We start from the raw sequence: 13,964 nt of genomic DNA on the forward strand, positions 1-13,964 counted from the left end.
TCTCTCGGTGCTATTTCCACTTTGTAGCGGAAAAAGTCGGTCTACACAGTCAGGCTCTGGAAGGCTAATTTATTTGCATCGCGAATAAACCCAGTTTCAGGCCAGAGCCTAAACGGAACATGAGGAGCAGAGAGTGAATAATGGAGCGGTATCAGTGAACACGAAGGACGGTGATCTGGCGATACAAGCGCTGGCAGACAAAGTGATGGGTCAGATTGCTGACCTCTTTGCTGCAAAAGCTATCGTCCCTAATGCAGTGCAGCTACAGATGCTGACTTCACATGTTAAAGCCATGGCGCTGCGCTCACTGACCGGAGAGCCACTGCCTGAAGTGGAAGAGGAGCTGTTTGAAGATATCTCCCCTGAGTCGATGGCTCTGGCGCAGCAGGTGGTCGATCTGTTTGGCAATTTGCCGAAAGAAGAGGCCTGGCTGCTCTCCGTTCACTTTGAAGTGGCGAAAGAAAACGACTAACTCAGCAGGGCAAACACCCTCAGCCCGTAAAAATTTCAACCTTAAGGAATACACCATGTCACAAGTCATCGTAGTAATCGGCGATCGTTTAGGGAAAGGCCAGAAAGTAGCAGCAGGCGTTGAGAAAGCGGGCGGCAAAGCCTTTGTGGTGCCTGGCGTGGCAGCAGACATGAAGCTGGGCGACATGATGAAAGCGGAAAATGCTTCTTTCGGCATTTCTTTCTGTGGCAGCGGCGGCGCGGGTGCCATCACCGCACAGAACAAATATGGCTACAAAGCTAAACACGGGATGCGTTCTATCGACGAAGGCGTTACCGCCATCAACGAAGGCGCCACCGTACTGGGCTTCGGCTTTATGGACAAAGAAGAGTTGGGCGAGCGTCTGGTGCAGGCGTGGATCAAGAAGCACGGTAGCTGATCGATGAAGGAACAATTCACTACCACGGTAAACGTCAGCGGCAAAGGTGACAGCAAAGAAAGAGCCTTTGCCGATGCGTTGAGCCGGGTTCAGAACACGGTGCTGAAATCGACCAACAAAGTTCTGCTGCGGATTGAACCAGAGGATGTGAAGGTGGTTCAGGCCCGGGAGAGTGTCAGGCAGGAGAAATTTTTGTTCTTCTTCCTGGCAAGACAACGACGGAGTTACAGCGTCGAGCTGGACATTACCGTCAACGTAACGGTGATCGACACTGACAAAGTCAGTTTCGTATCGCAATAAAGCCCTGCCTGGACAGGCAGCAATAACCTGATTTAAAAACGTTGGCGTAAGCCTGAAAGGAAAGACTGATGTTTTTAATTATTCTCTTTAAGTCACTTATTATCGGCGGTCTTGTCGGTGTGGGCGTAGGCGCCGGAGCGGCGCGCATGTTTCACGCCCCAACAACGCAGGGGATGGGGGCATTTCGTACACTGGGTGAACTGAATTCCTGTGAAGGCGATCCTGCTTCTCACTTCTCCTTTGGCCTGGGATTCTTCTTCAACGCCTGGGCTTCTTCTGTTGCTGCCGGTTCTTTCACGCAGGACGTTGACCACCGCATCATCCCGCACTGGGGCGCGGCGGCACTGATGGTGAAAAACCGCAACGTAGCAGAAACGCTGCACGACCCGAAAAAAATGGCGATTGCCTGCGGCATCATCGGCATGATCGTCGTCGCCTTCCTTAACTCTACCGCTTCAGCGGTTCCTGCCGCGCTGCAGGTTACCGCAGTGAAAGTGCTGGTGCCTGCCGCTAACCTGCTGGTGAACACCATCATGCCGGTGATCTTCTGGCTGGCGGCGATTGATGCCGGCAAGAAGTCGGGCTTCTGGGCCACCATTTTCGGCGGTCTTGCACAGCTGATCATGGGTAACGCCGTACCGGGTCTGGTGCTTGGCATCCTGATTGGTAAAGGTGTTGAAGAAGCTGGCTGGAACAAAGTCACCAAAATTATGATGACAGCGATTGTGCTGTTATTCGTACTGAGCGGCTTCTTCCGCGGCTTTGATATGAAAATGCTGCAATCCTTCCAACTGGGCGTGCCCGGCTGGCTTGAAATGATCCACAACACCCTGAGCGGCAAATAATAGGAACTGTAAATGGAAGAGTCAAAAAGCGGTTTCTGGTATGCCGACTGGTCTTTCCCGATTTTTGTCGGGTTGCTGTCAGCCGGGGTGTTTGCGGGAACGCACATGTATTACACCTATGGACTGGGTGCGTTTAACGAAGTGGCCTTCGTATCGATGCTGCGTTCAGGTATGGAAACCGGCGTTTATGGCGCGGTTGCGGCCTTCGGTGCCAGCTTCCTGTTTGCCCGTATCATTGAAGGGTCGTTGGTAGGGATCCTGGACATTGGTGGCGCAATTCAGACCGGCGTTGGCCTGGGTGTTCCTGCTCTGCTGCTGGGCGCAGGCATTATTTATCCGGTGGCTAACTTTGCGGCCTCTCTGGTTACCGGTCTGGTGATTGGCCTGGCCATTGGCTACCTGATTATCCTGGCGCGTAAGTTTACCATCAATAACAGCGACTCCACTTACGGTGCAGACGTGATGATGGGCGCGGGTAACTCATCTGGTCGTTTCCTTGGGCCGTTGATCATCCTCTCGGCGATGGCCGCTTCCATCCCAATCGGTCTGGGTTCACTGGTAGGCGCGCTGCTGTTCTACCTCTGGAACAAACCGATTACCGGTGGCGCAATCCTTGGCGCCATGCTGCTGGGTGCTATTTTCCCGGTTGCTCTCTGATGTAACAGCGGTTTACCCACTTTGGGTAAACCGCTTTATCGGATGTCGTACCATCCGGTGCAAGAAGGAGTTTGTCATGTTTGACCTCATTATTCGCCGTGCACGCCTCGCTGATGGCAGCGTGACGGACATTGCCCTGCAGGACGGCAAAATTGCCGCGCTGGGGGAAGTGAAAGGCAATGCTGCCGAAGAGCGCGATCTGGCTGGACGTTTCTGGCTGAGCGCAGGCTGGATTGATTCCCACGTTCACTGCTACCCGAAATCCCCTATTTACCATGACGAAGCGGACCGCATTGGTGTGGAGACCGGCGTGACCACCGTAGTGGATGCAGGCAGCACCGGCGCTGACGACGTGGACGAGTTTTACCGGCTGACCAGAACGGCCAGCACCCAGGTTTATGCGCTACTGAACATTGCCCGCACCGGCATTGTCACGCAGAACGAACTGGCCGACATGAAACAGATTGATAAGGTTGGCGTGCGCGATGCCGTGCAGCGTTTACCTGGTTTCATCATCGGCATTAAAGCGCGGATGAGCAGCAGCGTGGTCGGGACGAACGGCATCAACCCGTTGATCCGCGCTAAAGAGATCCAGCATGAGATTGGCGACCTGCCGCTGATGGTGCATATCGGCAACAACCCGCCCGATCTGGACGACATTGCCGACCTGCTGACCAGCGGCGACATCATCACCCATTGTTACAACGGCAAGCCGAACCGCATTCTTACCCCAGCCGGAGAACTCCGTGCCTCCGTCAGCCGGGCTATTCAACGCGGCGTGCGTCTGGATGTGGGCCACGGTAGCGCCAGCTTCAGCTTTGAAGTGGCCCGCGTGGCGATTGCTCAGGGCATTTTGCCGCACAGCATCAGCTCGGATATCTATTGCCGCAACCGCATGAACGGCCCGGTGTATACCCTGGCTCACGTGATGTCCAAATTCTTTAACGTAGGCATGACGCTGCCGCAGATCATCGACTGTGTGACCAGCAAAGCGGCAGAAGGCCTGCGTCTGCACAGCAAAGGAAGGCTGGAAGTAGGGCTGGATGCCGACCTGACTATTTTTAACGTCAAAGAGGAAACTTGCCTGTTTACGGACTCCGAAGGGGAGTCAGTTTCGGGCGAGAAGCAGCTGGTCCCCCTGGCCGCCGTGGTTGGCGGTCAGTGGTTCATTACCGACGAAGGGAAAAAGAATCATGTCTTCGATTTATGAAAAATACGGGTTAAAGCAGGTTATTAACGCTTCTGGCCGCATGACCATCCTCGGGGTCTCCACGCCGAGTGCCGACGTGGTTGAGACGGTGAACTATGGCCTGAATCACTATTTCGAAATGAAGGACCTGGTCAATAAAACCGGGGCTTACATTGCTAATTTGCTCGGCTGTGAAGATGCCGTGGTGGTCTCCTGCGCTTCTGCCGGTCTTGCGCAGTCTGTAGCCGCAGTGATTGTAAAAGACGACGACTGGCTGCTGGAAAACCTGCACGCCACGCCACTGATTGTGCCGCACGACATCGTGGTGCCGAAAGGCCATAACGTCAATTACGGTGCGCCAGTGGGCACCATGGTAGCGATGGGCGGTGGACGCCTGGTGGAAGCGGGCTGGGCTAACGAATGTTCTGCCGATCAACTTTCTGCGGCCATCACGCCACAGACTGCGGCCATTCTCTACATCAAATCTCACCACTGCGTGCAGAAGAGCCATCTCAGCGTGGAGCAAGCGGCGGCGGTTGCCCGCAAGCACGGTGTTCCGTTGATCGTGGATGCGGCAGCGGAAGAAGATTTGCAGTGTTACTACCAGTACGGTGCCGATCTGGTGATTTACAGCGGCGCGAAGGCGATTGAAGGGCCAACCAGCGGTCTGGTGATGGGCCGTAAGCAACATGTTGAGTGGGTTAAACGCCAGTCGATGGGCATCGGACGTGCGATGAAAGTCGGCAAAGAGGGGATCCTCGGTCTGACGCAGGCGATTGAAAACTATCTGGTCAACGAGAAAGTCTCCGGTGCGCAGATGGTGGAGAAAATGACGCCATTCATCAACAGCCTGAACTCGCTGGCGGGGATCACTTCCCGTGTGGTCTGGGATGCAGCGGGCCGTGATATCGCCCGTACCGAGATTCATTTTGATGAAGCAGTGATTGGCCACACCACCGGTGAAGTGGTGCAGGCGCTGAAAACCGGTGCCATCGCCATCTACTTCCGCGGCTACAAAGCCAACGAAGGCATCGTGGAAGTGGATGTCCGCAGCGTCTCACCAGAGCAGCTGAACACCATTTATCTGTGCATTAACGCTTTGTTAGCAGGAGAGAAATAAGCATGAAGCTGACCCCAAAATTCTATAAAGATCGCGTTTGTCTGAACGTGCTGGCCGGTTCTAAAGAGAATGCCCGTGATATCTGGCAGGCGGCGGAAGGCCATGTGCTGGTGGGCGTTTTGTCCAAAAACTACGACAGCGTGGCAAGTGCCGTCAGCGATATGCGTGAATACGCGGCGTTAATTGATAATGCTCTGTCGGTTGGCCTGGGGGCTGGCGATCCTAATCAGTCCGCCATGGTTAGCGCCATTTCTGCTGAAGTTCAGCCGCAGCACGTGAACCAGGTGTTTACCGGCGCAGCGACCAGCCGTGCGCTGTTGGGACAGGATCAGACCGTGGTGAACGCGCTGATTTCCCCAACGGGCAAAGTGGGCTTTGTCAAAATCTCCACTGGCCCGCTGAGCTCTAAAGCGACCGATGCGATTGTGCCGGTAGAAACGGCTGTAGCGCTGCTGAAAGATATGGGCGCCAGCTCAGTGAAATACTTCCCAATGGGCGGCCTGAAATCCATCGACGAGTTCAAAGCCGTAGCGAAAGCCTGTGCTGAGCAGGACTTCTGGCTGGAACCCACTGGCGGCATCGATCTGGAGAACTATGAGGCGATCCTGAAGATCGCTCTGGATGCTGGCGTGCCGAAGATCATCCCGCACATCTACAGCTCAATCATTGATAAAGAAAGCGGTAACACCCGTCCGGCCGATGTCAGCACCCTGCTGGCGATGACCAAAAAACTGGTCGGCTAAGCTCTTACGGCGGGCGATCTGCCCGCCACTCCTTGGTCCCCCTGACATTTCTTTGCGAGGAACACCATGCGTAACTGGTCTTTGATCTCTGCCGTGTCTGTCGCTCTGATGGCTACGGTCCCCCTGGTTGCTCAGGCGCAGTTTGCCTATGTTGGGACGTATAACCCCAATGGTGAAGGCGTTTACCGCTTCCAGGTCAATCCTGCCGATGGCGCGCTGAGTGGCAAAACGCTGGTCAGCCAGTTGGCTAATCCGGCTCAGCTCACGGTGGATGCGAAAGGTAAGACGCTGTATGTTGCCAGCGAGAGCGAGAAGGGCATCGTAGTGGCTTATGCCATTGGCGCTGATGGCAACCTGAGCAAACTTAATGAGGTCAGTACGCATGGCGCAGGTCCGGTTTACCTGTCGCTGACGCCGGATGGCAAACACTTGCTGGTGGCGAACTACGTCAGCGGCAGCAAGGCTGTTCTGCCAGTGCTGGCCGATGGTCGCCTGGCTGAAGCCAGCGACACACAACAGGATCAGGGGCCGGCAGGAGCAGGAAAACCAGCGGCAGCAGTAGAAGGAAGCTTTGCGGTCAGCGATCATAACGGCCCTCATGCTCATATGATCTCGACCGATCTTAGCGGTAAGTTTGTCTTCTCCACCGATCTGGGACTGGATCGTATTTATCAGTACCGACTAAGCGCTGACGGCAAGCTCCAGCCAAATACGCCAGCCTGGATCCCGGCCTCTTCCGCTGGCGCAGGGCCACGCCACTTTGTCTTCCACCCCGACGGTCATTCAGTTTATCTGATCAACGAAGAAGCCTCGACGCTGACTCACTATCTGCTGAACCGCAAAACAGGTACGCTTACCGAAGCGGCCACCGTTTCGGCTCTTCCTGCAGGTTACAAAGGTACCAGCTTTGCTGCCGGACTGGTGATCGACAAAGCCGGGAAAAACCTCTATGTCGCTAATCGCCTGCATAACAGCATTGCGCATTTTGCCATTGAGGCCAACGGCACGCTGACGCACAAAGACGATGTCTGGACTCGCGGCGATTACACGCGCACCTTGACGCTGTCAGCAGATGGTAAGACTCTGTATGCCATGAATCAGCGCAGCGATAACATCACCCGCTTCAGGGTTGAGCCGGCTGGTGGAGCCTTGTCGTTTACCAATGACTACACCGCAGTTGGGGCACCTTCGCAACTGGTCTTAACACCGTAATTGTTCAACGGGCCGACGCTGTTCGGCCCTCAATCACAGGATAAAGAGTGAGATTCCCAAACCAACGCCTTGCCCAGCTGTTCGATCTGCTCCAAAACGAGACGCTGCCTCAGGATGAGCTGGCGCGCCGTTTTGACGTTTCAACCCGCACTGTCCGCACCGATATCACCACCCTGAATGAGTTGCTTGCCGATCACGGCGTCCGGCTGGTGTTAAACCGGGGCGAAGGGTATCAGCTCAAAATTGATGACGAGGTGCTTTACCGTCAGTTGCAGGATCAGTCGCCTTCCCATTTGCGTGTGCCGCGCACCTCGGCCGCCCGCGTTAACTATCTGTTAACCCGTTTTCTCACTTCAGCTTTCTCCCTGAAGCTGGAAGATCTGGCTGATGAGTGGTTTGTCAGCCGCGCCACGCTGCAAAGTGATATGGCTGAAGTGAGAGAGTGGCTGGGCCGTTACCAGCTGGCGATAGAAACCAAGCCGCGGTATGGCATGAAGCTGTTTGGCACGGAAGTGGCGATGCGCACTTGCCTGACGGATCTGCTGTATAAAATCGCCCAGGAAGACAGTGAAGATCCGCTGTTGAACCTGGAAGCGCTGAACAGCGGCATGCTTGGCACGCTTCAGCCGTTGCTGCACCAGTGCTTCAGCCGCTTCCATATCCGCATGACGGATGACAGTGAGTTCTATCTGCGGCTGTATTGCGCGGTAGCGGTAAGGCGCATCAGCGAAGGCTATCCGCTGTCTGACTTCAGCGCGGAAGATGTGGATGAAGATGTGCGCGATGCTGCGCGGCATATTATCAACCTGATGCGGCCGATTACCGGTAAGGCAATCTCCCCGTCTGAAGAGGCTTATCTGCGGGTGAACATTGCTGCGCGGCGCGTGGAAGACATCGCGCCCAGCGCCATCAGCCCGGATGACGGTGAGTCGCTGGTGGATTACATCCTCAGCTACATCAACACGCACTACAATTTCAATCTACAGAACGATCCTCAGCTGCGCGCCGACCTGTTGACGCACATCAAAACGATGATTACCCGGGTCCGCTATCAGATCAACATTCCCAATCCGCTGCTGGCCAATATCAAACAGCACTATCCAATGGCTTATGACGTTACGCTGGCAGCGGTTTCCAGCTGGGGGAAATACACCCCCTATGTGATCAGCGAAAACGAGATTGGCTTCCTGGTGCTGCATATTGGTGTCGGTCTGGAGCGACATTACAACGTAGGCTATCAGCGGCATCCGCAGATCCTGCTGGTGTGTGATACCGGCAACTCGACGGTGCGAATGATCCAGGCGATGTTGACGCGAAAATACCCGCAAATCGTCCTGAGCAATATTGTCTCGCTGCGCGAGTACGAGCAGAAGGACAGCATTGAGGAAGACTTCGTGATCTCCACCGCGCGGCTTACGGAGAAAGATAAGCCGGTAGTGGTGATGTCGCCTTTCCCTACGGAGTATCAGCTGGAACAGATTGGCAAGCTGGTGCTGGTGGATCGCACGCGGCCTTATATGCTGGAAAAATACTTCGATGCCAGCCATTTCCGCATCATCAACCAACCGATGACTCAGGCCGAACTGTTCCAGACGCTGTGCCAACAGCTGGAGCAGGAAGGCGTGGTCGATAACGATTTCTGGCCGTCGGTTGAAGAACGTGAAGCGATAGTCAGTACCATGCTAGGCGAGGGCATTGCGTTACCGCACTCACTTGGCTTGCTGGCGAAGAAAACCGTGGTGTATACCGTGCTGGCACCGCAAGGGATCGCATGGGGAGAAGAGACCGCCCACGTCATTTTCCTGCTGGCGATCAGCAAAACCGAATACGAAGAGGCGATGGCTATCTACGATCTGTTCGTCACTTTTATGCGTGAAAGGGCGATGACCAGGCTGCGGGACAGTGGCAATTTTGCCAGTTTTAAAGCGGTGGCGATGGACTGTTTAAGCCGGCTGTAGCGGCGGGAAGAAAGGGATAAATACCGCCCATGCAGAGGGTTGCACGGGCGGTTTGAACGTTACTTCAGAATAGTAAAGGCGGTGGTGACGTGCTTCACGCCGCTCACCCGGCTGGCAATTTCCGCCGCGCCTTTCGCTTCAGCCTCTGTTACCAGACCCAGCAGGAACACTTCGCCGTTTTCAGTAGTCACCTTCACATTGGACGACTTCACCTGGTCGCTGGACAGCAACTGGGAGCGAACCTTGGTGGTGATCCAGGTATCGGAAGAGGCGGTGCCGAAACTGGCTTTGTCGCCGGTACGGATTTCGTTATAAACCTCATTCGCGCCGTCTACACCCATGGTGATCTGTTTCGCACGGCTGGCGATATCGGCGGTTGGAGACTGACCAGTCAGCAGCACTTTGCCCTGATAAGCGGTAGCCACAATATGGGCGTCATTTTTAATCTGCTCGTCTTTGCTGAGCGCATTGCTGACCCGCAGCTCTAACGTGCTGTCGTCCACCTGAGTACCAACGGTACGTGGGTCTGTGGCGGATTTGGTTGCCACCGCTGCACTGCCAATTACCGCAGCCACACAGCCCTGTAACATCAGTGCGGTCAGTACCACGGCCAGAGTAGGTAATACCTTCATTTAAGCTCCTTTAAACGTCCTGGTGGGGAAACAAGGTGTTATCGATTAAATCGCACAGGCAATTCACGGTTAACATGTGCATTTCCTGAATCCTCGCGCTACGGTGCGAGGGGATGCGAATTTCCACATCCTGTGGTCCCAGTAAACCGGCGAGCTCGCCGCCGTCATAACCGGTAAGCGCTATGATTGTCATGTCGCGCGTTACCGCTGCTTCTACGGCCTTCACAATATCACGGCTGTTGCCGCGGGTTGAGATGGCCAGCAGAATGTCGCCTGCCTGGCCCAAAGCCCGGACCTGTTTGGCGTAAATTTCTTCGTGCAGACGATCGTTACCGATCGCCGTTAGCAGCACATTATCCGCACTCAGCGCGATCGCGGGTAAGCTTGGCCGCTCCGTTTCGTAACGGTTGATCATACTGGCGGCAAAATGCTGGGCATTGGCGCTGGAGGTTCCATTGCCACAGCTCAGAATTTTGTTGCCGTTCAGCAGCGACTGTACCATCGACATCGCTGCATTGGAGATGGCATCCGGAAGCGCTTCTGCCGCGGCAATCTGCGTCTGAATACTTTCGGTAAAACACACTTTTATTCTTTCCAGCACTTCATTCACCTGGTCAGTCGTTGGTGGAGTGTCTACTCCGCCGAAAAGGCATTGGGTAACCAGTCAACCTGCGTGCCGGTTATCGCAATTACATCAAAACGGCAGTCTGCGGTTTCCAGGCTGCTGTTGCGTCCCCTGAGCCATAACGCTGCGGCTCGTAGCAGCTTAAGCTGCTTGCTGCGGGTCACGCTGGCGGCGGCGCCACCAAAAGCATCGCTACGGCGATAACGCACCTCGACAAAAACCCACGTCAGCCTGTCGCGCATAATCAGGTCAATTTCCCCTGCGCGAAAGCGGACGTTGGCCGCGACAAAGGTTAACCCTGCGTGTTCCAGCAGGCGGCGGGCCTGAAGTTCATAGCCCGCCCCCGTAAGCTGGCGACTCAGTTTGCCGGAACGATTTGCCCCTGGCGATACTGGTTCCATGTCAACTTCCTGTTGATAACGCAGTCCTGAGAAGCGCTGAGGCTGCCGGTTTCCCCTTTCACCTGGAAGCCAGGCAGCTGGCGCATTTCATTAAAGTGGTTGGCCAGTGTCCAGGCATCCACGCCCATGGCATACAGACGAACCAATGAATAATCGTTGTTGAAGGTTTTGGCGGCTTGCTGCATCAGTGCCGGGTTGCTGCCAGACAACAGAGGGGCATCGCTGAACTGCACTCCTTCCATCTCCAAACGGTAATCCGGGCCTGATCCCGCCTGGAAGCTGCGTGAGCTGGCATACATTGACACCATGCTACGGCTGCTGACACGCATCGAGATCATCGGTTTGATCAGCGCCATTTCGCCTTCGGTGGCCACAATGTAGACCGAGTCCACGCTGCCGCTATCGCCTGAAGTGGCCGCCGGAGGCTGTGGCTGAGTCGGAGCCGGAATAGTCAGCCCGGCAATGCTCACACCTTGCGGCGCTGCTGGCTGCGTGGTGGTGATTGGCGTACCAGACAGGCGCAAACCGGCGCCGCTGTTGATGCCCTGCTTCAGTTCGCCGGTTGAGCCAAACTGCTGCTGCAACACGGTGCTTCCCCCCAGCTTCTGCCATTCGGTAGCGAAAGCCTTGCTGACACGGTCACCCAGCGAGCTGCGTGGCACCATCAACAGCGGCGAACGTTTACCCTGATCCCACATATGATGAGCGGCATCACGGGCTTCGTCTTCAGGAGAAAGCGCAAAGTAACAAAGATTCGGATGGTTCTGTACCGACTCCGGTTCGTTCAGCGCGAGGATATTCAGCGGCGTTTGCACCGCAGAAAGCTTCTCTACGTTGCTTTTGATCAACGGGCCGACAACCAGCGTGGCACCGTCTTTCTGCGCCTGAGCCAGCACCTGGTCAACAGGCTGAGTGCTGGTGTCATACACCTGCACCTGCGTTGAACTGTTCGGTGGCGCGGTTTGCGCTACGCTGCCGGACTGCGCGGCAGGCTGAGCAGCATTCGCATCTGGCGTTGCGCTGGCGTTTTGGTTGGCTTCGACTGGCGCAGCAGAAGGGCTGACTGCGGCTGCCGGATCGGCAGGGTTAGTCGCCGCTGGCTGTGCTGTGCCGTCTGTGGCTGGCGCGCTGCCATCCTGAGGCTGTGCGGCAACCGGGGCCGGAGCCGCTGCCTGCGTCAGGACGCCATTTTTCGCATCGTTAAAGCCTTTCTGAATGGCGTTGGCAAAGATCTGCGCCTGACCGCTTAACGGCAGCAGCAGGGCAATTTTACCGGTAGAAGACTGCTGGAAATTCTGTACCTGGCTTAGCGCCGTAGGCAGCATTTTCGCGGCAGGGTTATTCGGATAACGTGTCTGCCAGTCTTGCAGACCCGCTTTCAGCATGTCTGGATCGTTGCTGTTGGTTTTATACACACTCAGCAAATCCAGCCAGCCTTGCAGCGTATTCTCGTCTGCGTTGATCACCAGGTTGCCAACTTCAGAGGGCGGCATCTGTACCAGCGTCTGCCAGGTGGCATCGATATTCTTTTGCTTATCGGCTGGCGTGGTCAACAAAGGTTCCAGCGCGATATACGCACGCAGTACTTCAAGAGGCGCGCGGCCCTGATTGGCGGCAATCTGCAACTGATAGTAACGAGCCTGCTGCTCTTTCGATAAAGAGCCGACATCAACCTGTTTTAACAGGCCCACAGCGCCATTAACGTCCTGCTGAGTCAGTTTAACCTGAGCCTGCAATAGCAGCGCTTCCTGACGTTGGGTATCGTTCAACGTCTGAGGCAAGCTGGAAAGTTGGTCGTTGGCCTGAGGGAACTTCCCTTCGTTGAGCAGCGCTTTGATTGCGAGTAATTGCCAGTCAACCTTGTTATCATCTGCGCTTTGCTGCATTTGCTGCAGATAATAGTCAGAGGTGCCTGTAGCTGCGCCTTGCACATTCGCCGCTGGCGTTTGCGGACCCTGGCTTGTACACCCGGCAAAGAACAGGGCGGCCAGTAGAACAGGCATGCAGCGTCCTGCTTTGTTATGAATGACTTTCGAAGGAAGCATACTGTATCCAGTGATGTTTTTTTCAAGATGCTCAATATTAAATCGGCAATTCGGATCACACAATGAAACAACGCGATGATATTTCTGCCAGCACGCTCTATATCGTTCCAACCCCGATCGGTAATCTGGGCGATATCACCCAGCGTGCGCTGACGGTGCTTGCGGGCGTCGATCTGATCGCAGCGGAAGATACACGTCATACCGGGCTGTTGCTACAACATTTCGCCATCAATGCGCGCCTGTTCGCATTGCACGATCACAATGAACAGCACAAAGCCGAAACGTTGATTGCTAAGCTGCAGGAAGGCCAAAGCATTGCGTTAGTCTCTGACGCCGGTACGCCGTTAATCAACGATCCTGGCTACCATCTGGTCCGCCGTTGCCGTGAAGTGGGGATTCGTGTCGTGCCTTTACCTGGCGCCTGTGCAGCGATAACAGCATTAAGCGCGGCGGGATTACCGTCCGATCGATTCTGTTACGAAGGGTTTCTACCGGCCAAAAGCAAAGGGCGCTGCGATACCTTACGCGAGCTGGAACAAGAGCCCCGAACGCTGATCTTCTACGAGTCCACCCACCGTCTGCTGGAGAGTCTACAGGATATGGTGACGGTTTGGGGACCGGATCGTTATGTTGTGCTGGCCAGAGAGATTACCAAAACCTGGGAAACCATCCAGGGCGCGCCCGTTGGCGAGCTGCTGGCCTGGGTTCTGGAAGATGAAAACCGTCGTAAAGGCGAGATGGTCTTGATTGTAGAAGGTTTCCACGCGGAAGAAGACGCGCTCCCGCCTGAAGCATTGCGCACGCTGGCGCTGTTACAGAAGGAGCTGCCGCTGAAAAAAGCCGCTCAGTTAACCGCCGAAATTCACGCTGTGAAAAAAAATGCGCTGTATAAATACGCCCTGGAGCAGCAAGAGGGGTGACAAATCGCGCGGGATCCCCTATTATCCGCGCCGAAGCTGACCAGGCAGTCGCCGCTTTGTTGCCGTCCTCCTTCGGGGGAGACAGACAGAGGGGAGGAAAGTCCGGGCTCCATAGGGCAGGGTGCCAGGTAACGCCTGGGGGGCGCAAGCCCACGACCAGTGCAACAGAGAGCAAACCGCCGATGGCCCACTTGTGGGATCAGGTAAGGGTGAAAGGGTGCGGTAAGAGCGCACCGCGCGGCTGGTAACAGTTCGTGGCACGGTAAACTCCACCCGGAGCAAGGCCAAATAGGGGTTCATAAGGTACGGCCCGTACTGAACCCGGGTAGGCTGCTTGAGCCAGTGAGCGATTGCTGGCCTAGATGAATGACTGTCCACGACAGAACCCGGCTTAACGGTCAGCTTCACTCTCAAATAAAAACCCCGC

At 55.5% G+C, this 13,964-nt stretch carries 15 protein-coding genes and 1 other RNA gene; 12 read left to right on the forward strand and 4 right to left on the reverse strand.

The window, feature by feature from the left end:
- Positions 1–154 precede the first annotated feature (154 nt).
- From WCC56_RS04640 to WCC56_RS04685, 10 genes are all read left to right on the forward strand, one after another.
- Positions 155–472: a glycine dehydrogenase gene (locus WCC56_RS04640; protein WP_424691254.1), complete on the forward strand. Its 318-nt coding sequence runs from the start codon at positions 155–157 to the stop codon at positions 470–472.
- Between the two features lie 55 nt (positions 473–527).
- Positions 528–890: an SFCGS family glycine-rich protein gene (locus WCC56_RS04645; protein WP_424691255.1), complete on the forward strand. Its 363-nt coding sequence runs from the start codon at positions 528–530 to the stop codon at positions 888–890.
- Positions 891–893: 3 nt separating this feature from the next.
- Positions 894–1,190: a DUF4312 family protein gene (locus WCC56_RS04650; RefSeq protein WP_013200523.1), complete on the forward strand. Its 297-nt coding sequence runs from the start codon at positions 894–896 to the stop codon at positions 1,188–1,190.
- Positions 1,191–1,258: 68 nt separating this feature from the next.
- Complete coding sequence (locus WCC56_RS04655; protein ID WP_424691256.1) at positions 1,259–2,035, forward strand: DUF4311 domain-containing protein; 777 nt, start codon at positions 1,259–1,261, stop codon at positions 2,033–2,035.
- A gap of 12 nt (positions 2,036–2,047) precedes the next feature.
- Positions 2,048–2,692, forward strand: coding sequence for a DUF4310 family protein (locus WCC56_RS04660; RefSeq protein WP_424691257.1), 645 nt, complete (start codon positions 2,048–2,050; stop codon positions 2,690–2,692).
- A 76-nt stretch (positions 2,693–2,768) separates the two neighbouring features.
- Positions 2,769–3,902: an amidohydrolase/deacetylase family metallohydrolase gene (locus tag WCC56_RS04665; protein ID WP_424691258.1), complete on the forward strand. Its 1,134-nt coding sequence runs from the start codon at positions 2,769–2,771 to the stop codon at positions 3,900–3,902.
- On the forward strand, positions 3,886–5,001 hold the full coding sequence (locus WCC56_RS04670; RefSeq protein ID WP_424691259.1) for a DgaE family pyridoxal phosphate-dependent ammonia lyase: 1,116 nt from the start codon (positions 3,886–3,888) through the stop codon (positions 4,999–5,001). The genes WCC56_RS04665 and WCC56_RS04670 overlap by 17 nt, the downstream gene beginning before the upstream one ends.
- Positions 5,002–5,003: 2 nt before the next feature.
- A complete protein-coding gene (gene dagF / locus WCC56_RS04675) occupies positions 5,004–5,744 on the forward strand; it encodes a 2-dehydro-3-deoxy-phosphogluconate aldolase (RefSeq protein ID WP_424691260.1) in 741 nt (246 codons plus the stop codon).
- Between the two features lie 108 nt (positions 5,745–5,852).
- Positions 5,853–6,956 (forward strand): lactonase family protein, encoded by a 1,104-nt coding sequence (locus tag WCC56_RS04680; protein WP_424691267.1) that lies wholly within the window; start codon positions 5,853–5,855, stop codon positions 6,954–6,956.
- Positions 6,957–7,003: 47 nt separating this feature from the next.
- Positions 7,004–8,914 carry a BglG family transcription antiterminator gene (locus WCC56_RS04685; RefSeq protein WP_424691261.1) on the forward strand — a complete coding sequence of 637 codons (1,911 nt, stop codon included), beginning with the start codon at positions 7,004–7,006 and terminating at the stop codon, positions 8,912–8,914.
- 59 nt (positions 8,915–8,973) lie between these two features.
- Here WCC56_RS04685 and dolP read toward each other — a convergent pair whose 3' ends face one another.
- The 4 genes from dolP to WCC56_RS04705 are packed head-to-tail and all read right to left on the reverse strand — an operon-like array spanning position 8,974 to position 12,617.
- The gene (dolP, locus tag WCC56_RS04690) at positions 8,974–9,546 is read right to left on the reverse strand and encodes a division/outer membrane stress-associated lipid-binding lipoprotein (RefSeq protein WP_424691262.1); all 573 of its coding nucleotides are present in this window, start codon (positions 9,544–9,546) and stop codon (positions 8,974–8,976) included.
- A 10-nt stretch (positions 9,547–9,556) separates the two neighbouring features.
- Complete coding sequence (gene diaA, locus WCC56_RS04695; protein ID WP_424691263.1) at positions 9,557–10,147, reverse strand: DnaA initiator-associating protein DiaA; 591 nt, start codon at positions 10,145–10,147, stop codon at positions 9,557–9,559.
- Positions 10,148–10,179: 32 nt separating this feature from the next.
- A complete protein-coding gene (locus WCC56_RS04700) occupies positions 10,180–10,572 on the reverse strand; it encodes a YraN family protein (protein ID WP_424691264.1) in 393 nt (130 codons plus the stop codon).
- A complete protein-coding gene (locus WCC56_RS04705; RefSeq protein WP_424691265.1) occupies positions 10,530–12,617 on the reverse strand; it encodes a penicillin-binding protein activator in 2,088 nt (695 codons plus the stop codon). Before WCC56_RS04705 ends, WCC56_RS04700 begins: the two co-directional genes overlap by 43 nt.
- Before the next feature lie 62 nt (positions 12,618–12,679).
- Here WCC56_RS04705 and rsmI point away from each other — a divergent pair, with 62 nt between their 5' ends.
- The gene (gene rsmI, locus WCC56_RS04710) at positions 12,680–13,537 is read left to right on the forward strand and encodes a 16S rRNA (cytidine(1402)-2'-O)-methyltransferase (protein ID WP_424691266.1); all 858 of its coding nucleotides are present in this window, start codon (positions 12,680–12,682) and stop codon (positions 13,535–13,537) included.
- Between the two features lie 32 nt (positions 13,538–13,569).
- Positions 13,570–13,947: RNase P RNA component class A (gene rnpB / locus WCC56_RS04715), an RNA gene on the forward strand.
- The last annotated feature ends 17 nt before the right edge of the window (positions 13,948–13,964 follow it).

The organism is Erwinia sp. (assembly GCF_049696395.1).
Lineage (GTDB): Bacteria > Pseudomonadota > Gammaproteobacteria > Enterobacterales > Enterobacteriaceae > Erwinia.

Excerpts from the sequence above, each read along its gene's own strand:
- WCC56_RS04645 (WP_424691255.1), top strand. The coding sequence starts at position 528 with ATGTCACAAGTCATCGTAGTAATCGGCGATCGTTTAGGGAAAGGCCAG.
- WCC56_RS04650 (WP_013200523.1), top strand. The coding sequence starts at position 894 with ATGAAGGAACAATTCACTACCACGGTAAACGTCAGCGGCAAAGGTGAC.
- WCC56_RS04655 (WP_424691256.1), top strand. The coding sequence starts at position 1,259 with ATGTTTTTAATTATTCTCTTTAAGTCACTTATTATCGGCGGTCTTGTC.
- WCC56_RS04660 (WP_424691257.1), top strand. The coding sequence starts at position 2,048 with ATGGAAGAGTCAAAAAGCGGTTTCTGGTATGCCGACTGGTCTTTCCCG.
- WCC56_RS04665 (WP_424691258.1), top strand. The coding sequence starts at position 2,769 with ATGTTTGACCTCATTATTCGCCGTGCACGCCTCGCTGATGGCAGCGTG.
- WCC56_RS04670 (WP_424691259.1), top strand. The coding sequence starts at position 3,886 with ATGTCTTCGATTTATGAAAAATACGGGTTAAAGCAGGTTATTAACGCT.
- dagF (WP_424691260.1), top strand. The coding sequence starts at position 5,004 with ATGAAGCTGACCCCAAAATTCTATAAAGATCGCGTTTGTCTGAACGTG.
- WCC56_RS04680 (WP_424691267.1), top strand. The coding sequence starts at position 5,853 with ATGGCTACGGTCCCCCTGGTTGCTCAGGCGCAGTTTGCCTATGTTGGG.
- dolP (WP_424691262.1), bottom strand. The coding sequence starts at position 9,546 with ATGAAGGTATTACCTACTCTGGCCGTGGTACTGACCGCACTGATGTTA.
- WCC56_RS04700 (WP_424691264.1), bottom strand. The coding sequence starts at position 10,572 with ATGGAACCAGTATCGCCAGGGGCAAATCGTTCCGGCAAACTGAGTCGC.
- WCC56_RS04705 (WP_424691265.1), bottom strand. The coding sequence starts at position 12,617 with ATGCTTCCTTCGAAAGTCATTCATAACAAAGCAGGACGCTGCATGCCT.
- rsmI (WP_424691266.1), top strand. The coding sequence starts at position 12,680 with ATGAAACAACGCGATGATATTTCTGCCAGCACGCTCTATATCGTTCCA.